The sequence below is a fragment of the Glutamicibacter sp. St.4D3 genome (assembly GCF_059728615.1).
Map to the genome: position 1 here is coordinate 1,228,106 of NZ_AP039380.1, position 14,414 is coordinate 1,242,519.

Annotated in this window: 17 protein-coding genes and 1 riboswitch; of the genes, 15 read left to right on the forward strand and 2 right to left on the reverse strand. The window is 64.9% G+C overall.

The genetic code is table 11. The features are described from left to right. The 7 genes from AC6I21_RS05640 (at position 1) to rdgB (ending at position 4,786) form a co-directional block, all read left to right on the forward strand. The gene (locus AC6I21_RS05640) at positions 1-585 is read left to right on the forward strand and encodes a DUF2017 domain-containing protein (protein WP_138173062.1); all 585 of its coding nucleotides are present in this window, start codon (positions 1-3) and stop codon (positions 583-585) included. A gap of 5 nt (positions 586-590) precedes the next feature. Further along, positions 591-1,508 (forward strand): glutamate racemase, encoded by a 918-nt coding sequence (gene murI / locus AC6I21_RS05645; RefSeq protein WP_138925975.1) that lies wholly within the window; start codon positions 591-593, stop codon positions 1,506-1,508. A 3-nt stretch (positions 1,509-1,511) separates the two neighbouring features. After that, positions 1,512-2,420, forward strand: coding sequence for an MBL fold metallo-hydrolase (locus AC6I21_RS05650; protein ID WP_343833758.1), 909 nt, complete (start codon positions 1,512-1,514; stop codon positions 2,418-2,420). 46 nt (positions 2,421-2,466) lie between these two features. Then, complete coding sequence (locus tag AC6I21_RS05655; RefSeq protein WP_497763167.1) at positions 2,467-2,904, forward strand: carboxymuconolactone decarboxylase family protein; 438 nt, start codon at positions 2,467-2,469, stop codon at positions 2,902-2,904. A 25-nt stretch (positions 2,905-2,929) separates the two neighbouring features. Beyond that, positions 2,930-3,262 carry an MGMT family protein gene (locus AC6I21_RS05660; RefSeq protein ID WP_497763168.1) on the forward strand — a complete coding sequence of 111 codons (333 nt, stop codon included), beginning with the start codon at positions 2,930-2,932 and terminating at the stop codon, positions 3,260-3,262. A gap of 157 nt (positions 3,263-3,419) precedes the next feature. Then, positions 3,420-4,154: a ribonuclease PH gene (gene rph, locus AC6I21_RS05665; RefSeq protein ID WP_497763169.1), complete on the forward strand. Its 735-nt coding sequence runs from the start codon at positions 3,420-3,422 to the stop codon at positions 4,152-4,154. After that, positions 4,151-4,786: an RdgB/HAM1 family non-canonical purine NTP pyrophosphatase gene (rdgB, locus tag AC6I21_RS05670; RefSeq protein WP_343833752.1), complete on the forward strand. Its 636-nt coding sequence runs from the start codon at positions 4,151-4,153 to the stop codon at positions 4,784-4,786. Before rph ends, rdgB begins: the two co-directional genes overlap by 4 nt. Positions 4,787-4,979: 193 nt before the next feature. Here the strand turns inward: rdgB and AC6I21_RS05675 are convergent, their stop codons facing one another. Next, positions 4,980-5,258 (reverse strand): hypothetical protein, encoded by a 279-nt coding sequence (locus AC6I21_RS05675; RefSeq protein WP_138925981.1) that lies wholly within the window; start codon positions 5,256-5,258, stop codon positions 4,980-4,982. A 430-nt stretch (positions 5,259-5,688) separates the two neighbouring features. Here AC6I21_RS05675 and AC6I21_RS05680 point away from each other — a divergent pair, with 430 nt between their 5' ends. The 8 genes from AC6I21_RS05680 (at position 5,689) to AC6I21_RS05715 (ending at position 13,334) form a co-directional block, all read left to right on the forward strand. Then, positions 5,689-6,066 (forward strand): GntR family transcriptional regulator, encoded by a 378-nt coding sequence (locus AC6I21_RS05680; protein WP_138178203.1) that lies wholly within the window; start codon positions 5,689-5,691, stop codon positions 6,064-6,066. Between the two features lie 3 nt (positions 6,067-6,069). Beyond that, on the forward strand, positions 6,070-6,987 hold the full coding sequence (locus AC6I21_RS05685; RefSeq protein ID WP_138178201.1) for an ABC transporter ATP-binding protein: 918 nt from the start codon (positions 6,070-6,072) through the stop codon (positions 6,985-6,987). Continuing rightward, on the forward strand, positions 6,984-7,682 hold the full coding sequence (locus AC6I21_RS05690) for a hypothetical protein (RefSeq protein ID WP_497763170.1): 699 nt from the start codon (positions 6,984-6,986) through the stop codon (positions 7,680-7,682). Before AC6I21_RS05685 ends, AC6I21_RS05690 begins: the two co-directional genes overlap by 4 nt. A 305-nt stretch (positions 7,683-7,987) precedes the next feature. Beyond that, positions 7,988-8,986, forward strand: a complete 999-nt coding sequence (locus AC6I21_RS05695) for a 3'-5' exonuclease (RefSeq protein ID WP_346921736.1) — start codon at positions 7,988-7,990, stop codon at positions 8,984-8,986. Between the two features lie 74 nt (positions 8,987-9,060). Beyond that, positions 9,061-10,434: a plasmid pRiA4b ORF-3 family protein gene (locus AC6I21_RS05700; protein WP_497763171.1), complete on the forward strand. Its 1,374-nt coding sequence runs from the start codon at positions 9,061-9,063 to the stop codon at positions 10,432-10,434. A 274-nt stretch (positions 10,435-10,708) separates the two neighbouring features. Further along, positions 10,709-10,798: riboswitch (SAM riboswitch) on the forward strand. Positions 10,799-10,872: 74 nt separating this feature from the next. After that, on the forward strand, positions 10,873-11,682 hold the full coding sequence (locus AC6I21_RS05705) for a methionine ABC transporter ATP-binding protein (RefSeq protein ID WP_497763172.1): 810 nt from the start codon (positions 10,873-10,875) through the stop codon (positions 11,680-11,682). 8 nt (positions 11,683-11,690) lie between these two features. Continuing rightward, a complete protein-coding gene (locus tag AC6I21_RS05710; RefSeq protein WP_360027936.1) occupies positions 11,691-12,416 on the forward strand; it encodes a methionine ABC transporter permease in 726 nt (241 codons plus the stop codon). A gap of 42 nt (positions 12,417-12,458) precedes the next feature. Beyond that, positions 12,459-13,334 carry a MetQ/NlpA family ABC transporter substrate-binding protein gene (locus tag AC6I21_RS05715; protein ID WP_497763173.1) on the forward strand — a complete coding sequence of 292 codons (876 nt, stop codon included), beginning with the start codon at positions 12,459-12,461 and terminating at the stop codon, positions 13,332-13,334. Between the two features lie 170 nt (positions 13,335-13,504). On the opposite strand, the gene AC6I21_RS05720 is transcribed toward AC6I21_RS05715, so the two are convergent. Then, complete coding sequence (locus tag AC6I21_RS05720; protein ID WP_497763174.1) at positions 13,505-14,413, reverse strand: ADP-ribosylglycohydrolase family protein; 909 nt, start codon at positions 14,411-14,413, stop codon at positions 13,505-13,507. Position 14,414 lies beyond the last annotated feature (1 nt).

The window sequence follows — 14,414 nt, forward strand, 5'->3', positions numbered from 1 at the left end:
GTGGCCAAGGCCTTCAAGCGCACCGCCCGCGGCATTGCCGGTGCCCTGCACGAACCGGAACGCAAGCTGCTGCGCGAACTGTTCGACGACGTGATCTCCCTGCTGGAGGAACGCGACGAGATCCACCAGGTCGACCCGAGCGAGGAACTGGATCCGCTTTACGCGCTGACCGGGATGAGCCCGGACCGCGGACCGCTGCCCGAACCCTCCGACCCGGCCGTGGCCCGTCTGCTGCCGGTTGCCAGCGATGACCCCGAGGTGGCAAACGACTTCCGCCGCTTTGGCGAACACGACCTGATCCTGTCCAAAATCGGGCGGCTGCGCGAGGCGAAGTTCCTGATGGAAAACACCCGGATCGTGCTCGATGACGCCGCCGCCTCCCGCTTCGCCCAGGCCCTGAACGACGTGCGCCTGGTGCTCTCCGAACGGCTGGGGATCCGCGATGAAGAGGACTCGGCGCGGATCGCGAGGATCGATGATGCGCGCAAGGTCAAGAACCCGGACGACTACATGGCGCTGATGTACAACCTGATTTCCTGGATCCAGGACACGGTGATGCGCGCGCTGCTGGATGCGGAGTACTAACTTTCATGCCCTCCTTCTTCACCACCGGCCCGCAGAGCTCCCCGGATGCCAACACCCCAATCGGGATCTTCGACTCCGGGGTGGGCGGGCTGACTGTGGCCCGCGCGGTGATTGACCAGTTGCCCGGTGAATCCCTGATCTACGTGGGGGACACCAAGAATTCCCCGTACGGCCCGCTGCCCATCGCCCAGGTGCGTGCCAATGCGCTGGGCGTCATGGACGAATTGGTTGAGTCCGGCGTGAAGCTGCTGGTGATCGCCTGCAACTCGGCCTCCTCCGCGGTGCTGCGCGACGCCCGCGAACGCTACACCGCCCAGTACGGCATCCCGGTGGTGGAAGTCATCCAGCCGGCGGTGCGCCGCGCTGTGGCCGCCACCAAGAACGGGAAGATCGGGCTGATCGGCACCCAGGCGACCGTTGGTTCACGGGCCTACGAGGACGCGTTCGCCGCCGCCCCGAACCTGGAGATCACCTCCGTGGCCTGCCCGCGGTTCGTGGAGTTCGTGGAATCCGGTATCACCGCCGGGCCCGAGCTGCTGGAAATTGCCGAGCAGTACCTGGCCCCGCTGCAGGCCGCCGGGGTGGACACCCTGATCCTGGGATGCACCCACTACCCGCTGCTGACCGGCGTGATCTCCTATGTCATGGGCGATTCGGTCTCCCTGGTCTCCAGTGCGGAGGAAACCGCGAAGGACACCTTCCGGGCACTGACCAGCCACGGACTGCTGCGCAACGACGCTGATCAAGCGCGTCACGAATTCCTTGCCACCGGCAACGCTGATAGTTTTGGTGTACTGGCGCGACGTTTCCTGGGTCCGGAAGTGCTCACGGTACGTCATGTCGAAAACGTAGCAGCCCACTATCCGACCGGTTCGATTGCCCGCATTACCCCGCAGATGATCGCAGCGTCGAAAAGCGAGTGAGACATGAAGCTGACCATCATCGGGTGCACCGGCTCCTTTCCCGGTCCCGGATCTCCGGCCTCCTGTTACCTGGTCACCGCCTTTGACGGCACCCGGGACTGGAAGATCCTGCTCGATCTTGGGTCCGGCGCCCTGGGGGTGCTGCAGCGCTACACCGACATCAAGGACATTGACGGGATCGCGATCTCGCACCTGCACCCGGACCACTGCATGGATCTATGCGGATTGCACGTGGCCATCCGCTGGGACCCCAATGGCTGGAACCGCGAGAAGATGCTGGTCTGGGGACCGGAAGCCACCGCGGAGCGGATCGAAACCGCCTACGGGCTGCCCGAGGGCGACACCATGCACCAGGACTATGACTTCAACATCTGGCAGGAACTGCAGCCGGTGAACATCGGTCCGTTCACCATCACCCCCTACCCGGTGCGCCACCCGATCGAGGAAGCCTACGCGCTGCGCGTGGAGGCGCATGAGCCGGGCCCGGACGGGGAGATCCTGACCAGCGTGCTGACCTACTCGGGGGACACCGACACCTGTGACGGGCTGGTTGAGGCCGCCCGCGGGGCGGACATGTTCCTGTGCGAGGCCGCCTTCGAGGAGGGCCGGGATGACGCGATCGACGGGGTGCACCTGACCGGCAAGCGGGCCGGGCAGATGGCCACCGACGCCGCGGTCGAGCGGCTGCTGCTGACCCACATCCCGGTGTGGACCTCCATCAACAAAGTCGTGGACGAAGCGAAGGAAACCTACAGCGGCGGGATTGCCGTGGCCGTCTCCGGAGTGACCTACGGGGTCTACTCCGGGAGTCAGCTGGGCACCCCGAAGTCGTTGCCCACCGCACCGGTTTCCATCATCCGCCCATCCAAGGTGCGCGCCTGGAAGGGGACGCGGGCCATCCGCAAAAAATAGCGGCCCCGGCGGTGAACCGGGACCTTGAAGGGAAGGGACGAGCCTCATGAGCACCGTCAATCTCGGAAAACAACACCCGGACCTGTACAAGAGCATGCTCGCGTTCAGCCAGCAGGCCGACGCCGCGGTCGCCGCCAGTGGTCTGGATCCCAAACTTGGGGAACTGGTCAAAATCCGGGTCTCACAGGTCAACGGCTGCGCCTTCTGCCTGCGCATGCACACCCGTGATGCCATCAAGCTGGGGGAGAGCAGCGACCGGCTGGCCGTGGTGGCCGCCTGGTGGGAATCCCAGTACTTCAGCGACATTGAATCCGCCGCCCTGGCCCTGGCCGAGGAAGTCACCGAACTGCCGGTGCCGGCCCGCGGCAGCTGGGACACGGGAGTGCTCAGCGCGGAGCAGGTCTCGGCAATCAGCTGGCTGGCCGTGGTGATGAACGGCTGGAACCGCATCGCCATCCGCAGCCACTACCCGGTCGCGCCCTAGCTGCGCACGTAGGCATGAACCCAGCATGAATGATGCGGAAGAACGTGTACGCGAAATCGCCAACCAGGTCCCTGCCGGGGAAGTCATCAGCTATGGACAGATCGGCAGGATCGCTGGGCTGAACCCGCGGATGGTGGGCCGGATCGTTGCGCGGATCTCCGAGTCCATTCCGTGGTGGCGGGTGGTGCGTGCCGACGGCACCCCGCCCGCCTGCCACGGCGGCACTGCGGGGGCATTGCTGGAAGAGGAGCATATTCCCTTCAGGAACGGGAAGATCGACTGGTCGCGACTGGAGCGGCGTGAAACCGGTAGACCGGAAGCGGCCCTGCCACCGGGCAACAAGGATGCAGCGCAGTAGGCTTCGCTCCACGGGGCCGGCTGCATGGTCCCCGGGGTCGTTTTGCCCAGATGACGGGCTGCCCCGGCAATCCGTCATACCCGTGCCACTTGGGTGTTTCGCGCCCGCCCACAGCGTTCTGTCAGTGGGTGGGGTGTGGTTTCGTTAGGATGGAACCATGACTTTACGTGCTGACGGCCGCAGTGCCGCGCAACTTCGAGACATCACCATCACCCGCGGCTGGTCCGCACAGGCCGAAGGCTCTGCGCTGATCGAGTTCGGCGAAACCCGTGTTCTGTGCACCGCCTCCTTCACCGAAGGGGTGCCGCGCTGGCTCAAGGGCCAGGGCACCGGCTGGGTGACCGCCGAATACGCGATGCTGCCTCGAGCCACCAATACCCGTAACTCCCGTGAATCGGTCAGGGGCAAGCTTTCGGGCCGCACCCATGAAATCTCCCGGCTGATCGGCCGCTCCCTGCGTGCCATCATCGACACCGGCGCCCTGGGCGAAAACACCATCGTGCTGGACTGCGACGTGCTGCAGGCCGACGGCGGCACCCGCACCGCCGCCATCACCGGCGCCTACGTCGCCCTGGCCGAGGCCATTGAATGGGCCCGGCGTGAAGGCATCATCGCCAAGAACACCAAGGTGCTCACCGACTCGGTCGCCGCGATCTCCGTGGGCATCATCGGCGGCACCCCGATGCTGGACCTGCCGTACGAGGAAGACGTGCGCGCCGAAACCGACATGAACGTCGTGGTCACCGGTTCCGGTGACTTCGTTGAGGTGCAGGGCACCGCCGAAGGCGTGCCGTTCAAGCGAGCCGAACTGGACGCCCTGCTGGACCTGGCCCTGATCGGCACCACCGAGCTGGCCCAGATCCAGGCCGACACCCTGAAGGTGAACGCGTGAGCGCCCCGGTGCTGGTGCTGGCCAGCTCCAACCAGGGCAAGCTGCGCGAACTGCGGGAGCTGCTGCGTGGCAAGATCGAGGGCCTGGATGTGGATACCCAGGTCATTGACGCCGCGACCGCCGGTGCCGGCGACGTGGTCGAGGATGCGGTGACCTTCCAGGGCAACGCCCTGAAGAAGGCCCGCGAGATTGCCGCGGCCACCGGGCTGGTGGCGCTGGCCGATGACTCGGGCATCTCCGTGGACGTGCTGGGCGGGGCGCCGGGGATCTTCTCGGCCCGCTGGTCCGGACGCCACGGCGATGACGAGGCGAACATCGACCTGCTGTTGGCCCAGTTGGGCGACATTGCCGATGAGCATCGTTCGGCCGCGTTCGTCTGCGCCGCCGCCGTAGCCACCCCGGACGGCACCGCGCACGTGGAGCTGGGAACCATGCCGGGCAAGCTGCGCACCGAACGCAGCGGAAGCAACGGCTTTGGCTACGACCCGATCTTCGAGCCTTCCGGCTCGGGCCGCTCACTGGCGGAGTTCTCCGCGGAGGAGAAGAACGCGGTCTCGCACCGCGCCAAGGCGTTCGAGGCCCTGCTGCCGCAGGTCATCGAGAAGGTCAACGAGGTACTCTCCCAGCGCTGACGCCCCACGGCGCGGTCGCTGCTGACCCTAAGCCCGGTGCCAGCCGGGGAACCTGAATCGTTGTTCCCCTGGCGGTGCCGGGTTTTTTCCTGCCTGGAATCGGTCACACAGAGGAGAGGAAAAGGTCGGGGTCACCAGCACGTGCTGGTGACCCCGACCTTTACTGCTTCCTTGCTTCAACTCCGATCGGCGGCTAGGCCGAGGCGTTGTCCTCGTCCTCCGATTCATCCTGGCTGCGGGTCAGCTGCTTGGGGGTGGTGTGGCCAAGGACCTGGCCGCTGGCCGGGGTCTGGGCGGCGCTTTGCACCGTGCCTTGCGCGTTGGGCGCCACCGCGCCGGCGGAATTCACTGCGCTCAGGCTCAAGCCCAGGGTCAGCATGGATACCGAGGCAAGCATGGTGGTGAAGCGGCTGCGGTTATTGGCCCGCTGTTGGGCTTCGGAGGGGCCATCGAAATTCGGGGAGTACATCACTGTCGGAAGGTTCCTGATTCTGTCGTCGGGGATCCGTTTGGACCCGGTCGGCATGGTTCAACACGCGTTGCTCAGGGCCGGCGTGATGCGCAAGCAGGCGAAGGTAGTGCCTTGGTCATCAGTGTCCTCCTCATCTGTGGTGGATTGATTCCATCCTTTCTGTTCAAACTTTGTGTTAGCTGAGTTACTGACCCGGAACAGCTGAAATCCCACCGAAATCCGCGTCTTTACAGGTCAGCGCGTTCACGAACCGCGAACAGTTAAGAAACCTTAACTTTGGATCCCTGCTGCACCGACGCGGGATCAACTTTTCCGACTGCAGGGTCTTGTCGGATCTCGAGGCTGGTTATATGGTTAGTTACATGAGTAATGAACCGAGTAACAGGACGAGGGGAACCGCTGTTGTTCGGACACATAGAGGAGGCGTTCAGTGATCGACGACTCGAAGCCGATCTTCCTGCAGATAGCCGAGCTGATCGAAAATGACATCGTCTCCGGGGTGCTGGCCGAGGAGGCCCAGGTGCCCTCCACCAACGAATTCGCCGCGTTCTACCGGATCAACCCGGCCACCGCGGCCAAGGGCGTCAACCGGCTCGTGGAAAACGGGCTGCTGTACAAGAAACGGGGAATCGGCATGTTTGTTGCCCACGGAGCCCGCGACCGGCTGATCGAAGCCCGGCGCCAGCACTTCAGCAAGCAATACATCCAACCCCTGGCCGCCGAAGCCCAGAAGCTGGGCATCGGCACCCAGGAACTGATCGACATGATCCAGGCCGCCCACGGCCAACTATCGGGCAAGGAAGTGTAAGCCATGACCAACGCACCGGCGATCCAAGCCACCCACCTGACCAAGAAGTTCAAGGACGTGCGGGCCCTGGATGATGTGAGCCTCTCGCTGGAGGCGGGACGGATCTACGGCCTGCTCGGCCGCAACGGGGCCGGCAAGACGACACTGATGTCCATCCTCACCGGCCAGGGCTTTGCCACCGACGGCTCGGTGAAGATCTTCGGGCATGACCCGTTCGAGCACGATCCGACGCTGGCCCGCACGTGCTTCATCCGGGAATCACAGAAGTACCCGGATGACTTCAAGCCCTGGCAGGCCTTCAAGGCCGCGTCCCTGTTCTACGAAAACTGGGACGAGGACCTGGCCCAGGATCTGGTCGCGGCGTTCAAGCTGCCGCTCAAGCGCCGCATCAAGAAGCTCTCGCGCGGACAGCTCTCCGCGGTGGGCGTGATCATCGGCCTGGCCTCCCGGGCGGAGATCACCTTCTTCGACGAACCCTACCTGGGTCTGGATGCGGTGGCCCGGCAGATCTTCTACGACCGGCTGGTCGAGGACTTCGCTGAGTTCCCGCGCACCATCGTGCTCTCCAGCCATCTGATCGATGAGGTCGCGAACCTGCTGGAGCACGTGGTGGTCATCGACGGCGGAAAGATCATCGTCGATGAGGAGGCCGACGCGCTGCGCGGGGCGGCGGTGACCGTGACCGGCAACGCCGAGGCGGTCACCCAATTCATCGGCGGTTACCCGGTGATCCACCGGGACGCGCTGGGGTCCCTGGCCAGCATCAGCATCCGGGCAACACTCTCCGAGGCCGAACGCCAGCAGGCCAGGCAGCTGGGACTGGAGCTGACCCCGGTCTCCCTGCAGCAGCTGGTGGTCCGCAGCGCCATGGGCGCCATGGGCGAGGGTACGAGCAAGCAGAATGTTGAGGCAATGAAATGAACCGGGTCATCCAAGTTGCACGCATGCAGCTGATCAACAAGTGGACGTTTATCGGCATCCCGCTGCTGATTTTGGGCGCATCGTTCATGTTCACCATGGCGATCTTCTGGCTGGTGCGCCAGGCCGGCGGGCAGAGCGAAGTGACCTACAGTGGTGGTGCCCAGGCCCCGATGTGGTACTTCCTGGCCCTGGGCATCCAGTCGCTGACGATGACCTTCCCGTTCTCCCAGGCCATGAGCGTCTCGCGGCGCAGCTTCTACCTGGGCACCCTGGCCCTGTTCGGGCTGTGCGCGCTGGTGCTCTCCAGCTTCTACTACCTGATGGGCCTGGTGGAGCAGGCCACGAACGGGTGGTGGCTGAACGGGCGGTTCTTCGCCCTGGAGTGGGTGGCGGAGAACAACTGGTTCATCCAGATCATGTTCTACTTCGCGCTGATGGTGCTGTTGTTCATGATCGGCTTCTGGGTATCCACCATCTACCTGCGCTGGCGCACCACGGGGCTGCTGGTGTTCTTCATCGGCCTGGGCGTGCTGGTGCTGGGCACGGTGTTCTACATGACGCTGGGCGAGCGGTGGGGCCAGTTCTGGAGCTGGGCCGTCACCTGGACCGCCGGGGGAGTGGTGCTTGGCGCCGGCGCGGTCGCCGTGCTGATGGCCGGGGCCTCCTACCTCACCCTGCGCAGGGCCAGCGCCTAAAACCACCGGCCCCACCCGGGCCCCGCACCCCGCGAAGGCGTGCGGGGCCCGGCGCCGTCCGGACCCAGGAATGCCCCGGAGGTTGCCGACGGCGTGCAGACTGTGAGATCGTGCCGGGGCGCTGGCTGCGGCACAGAGCGGGCACGGGTCATGCTCCCAAGCGCGCGGCCCCAATAAATCCGCAAGTCACCGCGGAGGATTTACCCTGAGCACGTACCTGGTAACGGTGATCTTGGACCGCTTCCGCGGGCCCGTGGGTGTCCGGCCTGAACCGTTCGGTCGGGAAAGCGGAGTACAGTGAATATGTGGCTTTGGACTTCACCGCAGTTGATTTTGAGACGGCAAATGGATTCATCGGGTCGGCCTGTTCGGTCGGGCTGATCAAGGTGCGTGGCGGGCGCATCGTGGAAACCGAGCAGTGGCTGCTCAAGCCGCCGGCCGGTTTCGACCACTTCGACCCGCGCAACGTCTCGATCCACCACATCACCGAGGACATGGTGGCCACCGCCCCGCGCATTGGCGAGAAGCTGACCGACCTGCTGCAGTTCGTCGGGGAAGACGTGCTGGTCGCGCACAACTCGGCGTTCGACTCCGGGGTAATCCGGGCCGCGGCCGAGGCCAGCGAACTGTCGGTCCCGCAGATCCAGCACCTGTGCACCGTTAAGCTCTCCCGCAAGGCCTATGACCTTCCCAGCTATTCGCTGCCGTTCGTGGCCGAGGAAGCCGGGCACCCGATCGAAAACCACCACGAGGCGCTCGCCGACGCCGAAGCCTGCGCCTGGGCCATGATCGATATCGCCGAACGCGGCCAAACCCCCACCGTGCACAACACTGCCGAACACTACTCGGTGCCGCTGGGCCTGACCCGCCCCTGGCAGCCGGGCGATGAGATCTCCCGGGCCATGCGTGACGCGCAGGGTTGGCTGGCCCGCGGTAACGCCATGCCCCCGCGCGACGCGTTCGCGTTCTGGCCGCAGGAGGGGGACAACCCGGCGCCGAACCTGGAGGCCGATGCCAGCCACCCGTTGTTCGGGCAAACCGTGGTGTTCACCGGGAACCTGGGCGTGCCGCGGCCCCAGGCCAAGGAATGGGCCGCCGCCCGCGGCGCACAGACCGCCTCGCGGGTCACCCGCGCCACGACCGCGCTGGTGGTCGGGGACGGCTTTGTCCCCGAGGACCTGTCCAACGGCCGGCTGACCAACAAGGCCAAGCACGTGCTGCGCCTGCGTGCCGCCGGGCAGAAGGTGGAGATCATTTCCGAGGGCGAATTCATGCAGCTGGTCGAAGGCTTCGCCCTGCAGTAATCTGCCGCGGGACGCGGCGCGACTTATCCTCCCGCAGTCTTCGTTCCAAGCCGCTGATCTGCAACGATGGGTCTATGACTTCTCGCGACCTGCTGACGCTGCGCATTGAATTGATGGAATCCCAACCGCTGATCTGGCGGCGCATCCAGATTCCGGCCGACCTGGACCTGGCCGCTGCCGGTGACATCATCCAGATCGCCATGGGCTGGGACAACAGCCACCTGCAGTCCTTCCACAGCGCGGACCCCACCCAGGGATGGGGCAAGCCACAGACCGGAACCAGCTGGTATGACCAGCTTGCCCTGGACGAGGAGCTGGAGGGCCAGCCGCAGGAGGGCACCACACTCGGCCAGGCCCTGGCGGTCAACCCGGGAACCTTGTTCTACGTGTACGACTTCGGGGACAACTGGACGCACCGTCTGACCCTCGAATCATCAACCCCCTGCCCGGACGAGCAGTGCGCCGCCCGGGTGCTCGAGGGGGAAATGCGGGCGCCGGTGGAAGACAGCGGAGGATTATCGGGCTGGTACGACAAGCTGGAGGAGTTCAACGCCGAGCAGCCCACCGAGGAGCAGCAGGAAACCATCGACTGGCTGCGCTGGCGCTCCGGCGATGAGCTCGACTTCGACCCGATGACCTACAACCAGCAGGCGGCGAACCGCGAGCTGGAACTGTACTTCAGCCTCCTCGCGGGAAACTCGGTCTTTGGCCAGTGGCTGCGCGGCAAGCCCTCGGGGGTACGGCGCTACGCGCTGATCCTAGCCAGCGAGGCCGGAATCACCGACGCCGCGGCAGGCGCGCGGATCCCCGAATGGTTCTTCACGGAGATAGTTCGGCCTTTCCAGGTGCTCATTGAGCTGGCCCAGGGCGAAGGCATCAAGCTCACCCCCGCCAGCTGGATGAACCCGAAGGCCGTGGCGGAACTGGTGGAGCGCCTGCAGTGGGAGGGCATTGACTACGAATCCTCCTCGCGCAAGCGTGAACACACGATGCCCACGGTGGCCCAATTGCGTGAGGTGGCGCGCATGGCCGGACTGGTGCGGGTCTACCGCGGGCGTGTGCTCGCCACGAAAAAGGGCAGTGAACTGGCCGGGGATGAACCGCGCCTCGCCCGTTATCTGCTCAACGCCATCAACACGGCGGAAAAGGACGAGGGCCTGCGCGATGGCACCATCGCCTACTGGTTGTGCCGGGCCGCCGGGATCGAGGCGCTGAGCGACGCGGCGTCCGACTACATTACCGAGGTCATGAACTTGCTGGGTTACCGGATGGGGCCGCTGGGTCAGCCGCTGGGGCGCCATGCGGTCGTGCACCGCAGCACTCTAGCCCTCCTGTTTGAGGAGCTCGCCCGGTGGCACCGACGGGACTCCGGCGGCTACTTCTCAAAGCCTGCCCAGGAACACGTGGACGAATTCGCGCGGATGGTGCTGCAGGCTCCCGTGTCCTGAGCCGGGCCGCACCGGTGTGCGGGGCGAACCGGTCCACCGCCTGCCAGCGCTGTTGGCCTGCGGGCCCCAAGAGGCCATGCATTATGGCTTTGGTGTGCCCACAATCTGCAATCCGCCTCACCCGTCGATTCACATGTCGTCACAACAGCGGAAGATGACGGGATGTGACGCCCGAAATGTCGCCATAAGACTGATCATTGCAGCTTGTGACCAGCCCTTTGAGCCGTTCTCCATCCCTGCGCCAGACTGGTGGACAACGAAGGCGATGACCTTCAAACCATCCAGAGCGGCCGAGAGATCTGGCTCTACGACGTCGCGGCAACCACCCCCTGGGGCACGGTGCTACTGCCAGAAACGATGGAGAATTTCCTGGCTGACCCCTCCTCAGTGAGGCTGCGCGGCCGGGACGCTTCGTCGCGGTAAAGACGAGGAGTACACATGATCAGCCTGCGCAACGTATCGACAAGCTTCGGCACCGGCAACGACGCTTTCACGGCCGTGGACAACGTGTCCCTGGACATTCCCCGGGGCTCGATCCAAGGAATTATCGGTTTCTCGGGAGCGGGAAAATCGACCCTGATCCGCAACATCAATCTCCTGCAGCGCCCGGACAGTGGTTCGGTCCAGGTTGGCGGCGTGGACTTGACAGAACTTTCAGAGGAAGAGCTGCGGCGCGAACGCCATCAAATCGGCATGATCTTCCAGCACTTCAACCTGCTCAATAACCGCACTGCCGCCCAAAATGTGGAGCTCTCGCTCAAGTTTGCCGGGGTTCCCGCCCGCCAACGGAGAGCGAAGGCCCAGGAGGCGTTGGCCATTGTGGACCTGGCCGACAAGATCCATTCCTATCCGGCCCAGCTCTCCGGCGGCCAAAAGCAGCGCGTGGCCATCGCCCGCGCCCTGGCCACGGAGCCCAAGGTGCTTTTGTGCGACGAACCCACAAGCGCCGTTGACCCGCGCACCACCGCCTCGGTGCTCCAATACCTGCTGGACATTAACGCCAACCTGGGAATTACCACCGTGATCGTCACCCACGAAATGAACGTGGTCAAGGCCATCGCCGACAACGTGGCGGTAATGGAGGACGGGCGGCTGGTTGAACAGTTTGACCTGGCCGAGTTGAAGCAACCGGGTTTCAGCCCGCATACCGCGATCGGACGCTACCTGATCAGTGACGAGATCGTCCTGCAGCGCCCCACCGGCCAGGAAGAACACCGCACCCCGCAGCTGTCGGCTGCCGCATCCTAGGAGACGTCTTGAGCACAATCTATCTTCCGCTTGCGGCCGCTGCGAGCAGCAACGGCGCAGTGGCCACGTTCAGCATTGACCGCCTGCTGGAACTGGGACCCGAGATCGGAGTTGCGATCGGCCAGACCCTGGCGATGCTGCTGGTCTCCATTCCCCTGGCGATCCTGATCGGTACCCCCTTGGGAATCTGGCTCTATTCCATGTCACCGCAGGGCCTGCGGCCCCGACCGCGGCTGCACCGCATTGTCGATGGTGCAGTGAACACCATCCGCTCCTTCCCGTTCCTGATCCTGCTGATCGCGATCATCCCGGTCACCCGGTTCATCGTCGGAACAACGGTGGGTACCGCCGCGGTGATTGTCCCGCTGACCATCAACGCGATTCCCTATTTTGCCCGCTTCGTGGAACAGAACATCACCCAGCTGGGGTCGGGCGTCGTTGAAGCCGCCAATGCCATGGGCGCCACCCGCGGGCAGATCATCCGCGACGTCCTGCTGGTGGAGGCCCGACCGGCGCTGTTTGGCTCGATCACCATCATGACCGTCTCCTTCATCTCCTACTCGGCCATGGCAGGACTGGTTGGCGGCGGAGGGATCGGCGACTTCGCCATCCGCTACGGCTACTACCGCTACGAGACCGGTGTCATGCTCCTGGCCATCGTGCTGATGATCGCGCTGGTGCACCTGGTGCAGGTCTCCGGCACTGCGCTGGCCCGGCGCTACGACAAACGATAGCCAGCACCCGTTACTTCACCTTCACTACTTCAAAGGAACACCATGTCACTGACTCGTCGCAGGATCATCACCTCAGCAGCCGCCTTGGCCGTCACCGGTCTGCTGGCTTCATGCGGTTTGACCGGCAATGTCAATGCCGGGAACGACAAGACCATCAAGCTGATCGTCACCGAATCGGCGCCCACCCAGGAGCCCACGAAGATCGCCGAGCGCATCCTGGAGGAACAGGGATGGGATGTGCAGGCGACCTACGTCACCGACATTGTCCAGCCCAACCACGTGGTGGCGAACGGTGAATATGACGCGAATTTCTTCCAGCACGCAGCCTACCTGGAGCAGTTCACGGCGGATCAGAACATCGAGGTGGACCCGGCCTTCTACATGTACGGTTCACCGGCCGGGCTGTACTCGACCAAGCACAAGTCGGCGGAGGAACTGCCCGATGGGGCCAAGATCGCCATCCCGGTGGATCCCTCGAACAACGGCCGGGCCCTGGCCCTGCTGGCCACGGAAGGGCTGCTGAAGATCACCGAGGGCAAGAGCGTCATCCACCTTTCGCAGAACGACATCCTGGAGAACCCCAAGAACTTCTCCTTCGTTGAGGTGGACCAGCAGTCGCTGTCCAAGACCCTGCCCGACGTGGATGCCGGCTTCCTGTTCGTGAGGCTCGGCGGGGAGATCGGGCTGACCCCGCAGGATGCGCTGCTGTTTGAGGAAGAGGAGGACGCCCTTCCCTACAACAACCTGGTGGCGGCAAAACCCGGTTTCATGGATACCGAGAAGGGCAAGGCCCTGGAAGCCGCCTACCATTCCGATGAGGTGCGCGAATGGTACGAAGACTACCTCGACGGTGCACTGCCCACCCCCTGGGATCGTGACCCGGCAGCGGACATCGCCACCTGGAACACCCAGAACTAACGAACACATCTAAAACGCCTGCGAGGGACAAGCCACCGGCTTGTCCCTCGCAGGCTGTTTACGTTGCCGGGTCATGGCCCACCGCTCGTGCCCAATAACCCGTTCTCGTGAACGGGTGGGCAGGAGCGCGTCACCCCGACGGGCCAGCGGCCCGGGGACCAACCTTTCGGTCAGCCGACCAGGCCCATCCAGCGCTCATGCAGTTCGGAAATGATGTCATCAAGCACCGAGGCGGGGCGTTCGGCGATCAGGTCGGTGCCGTACACCGCCGCCAGCAGGGCGACGGCGTACGCGTCGGCTTCCGGATCCCGGGGCTGCTCGGCCTGCGGATCCTCGTCTTCGTTCTCATCAGCCCCGCCAAAGTAAACGGCATAGGCTTCGGCGGCGGGACGGTCCAGCGAAGCGGCAACGGTGTCCACGATCCCGCGCAGGGCCTCGGCCGCGCTGCCTTCCAGTCCCTCCAGGTGCCCCTGCCAGTCCCCGGCTGCGGCGGTGGACTTCTCCAGGGCCGAACGCAGGATCAGTGCGGCGGCGGCGGCGGTGTTCGCCGCCGGTTCCCCGTGGCTGAGGAACGCGGCCGACTTGGCCAGCGCCTTCGTGTTGGCCTGCGGTACCCGGGAGACCAGTGCAGTGACCGCGGCGCGCGGCAGCACCCCGGTGCTGTCGTTCTGGGCGCCGGTGGGACGTGCCGCATAGCCCATGTCCGCGCTGTCCAGCCCGCCCAGGTTCGCCGGGTCCCCGGCCGCGATGCCCTCGGGGCGCTCCACGGCGGCGAATTCGGTGTCGATCCAACGCTCCAGCGGCTGCGGCGCGGATTCCGGGAAGGAACCGGTCAGCTGCTTGTACGCGCGCAGGGAGGCCAGCCACATGCAGGCTGCCTCATCGCTGGCGACCCCGCTGTTCGCCCACTCCAGGGCTTCGAGCAGACCATCGGCCACGTACAGGGCCAGCAGTTCGGTGGCCCCGGGTTCGTGTCCCTCCCGGGCGTGGGTCGCGCCGTCGGCCAGGCCAAGCAGGACCGCGAAAACCTTGTCGGAGTAGTCGTCGGGCAAAACTTCAAAATCACCGGTTTGAGTCACG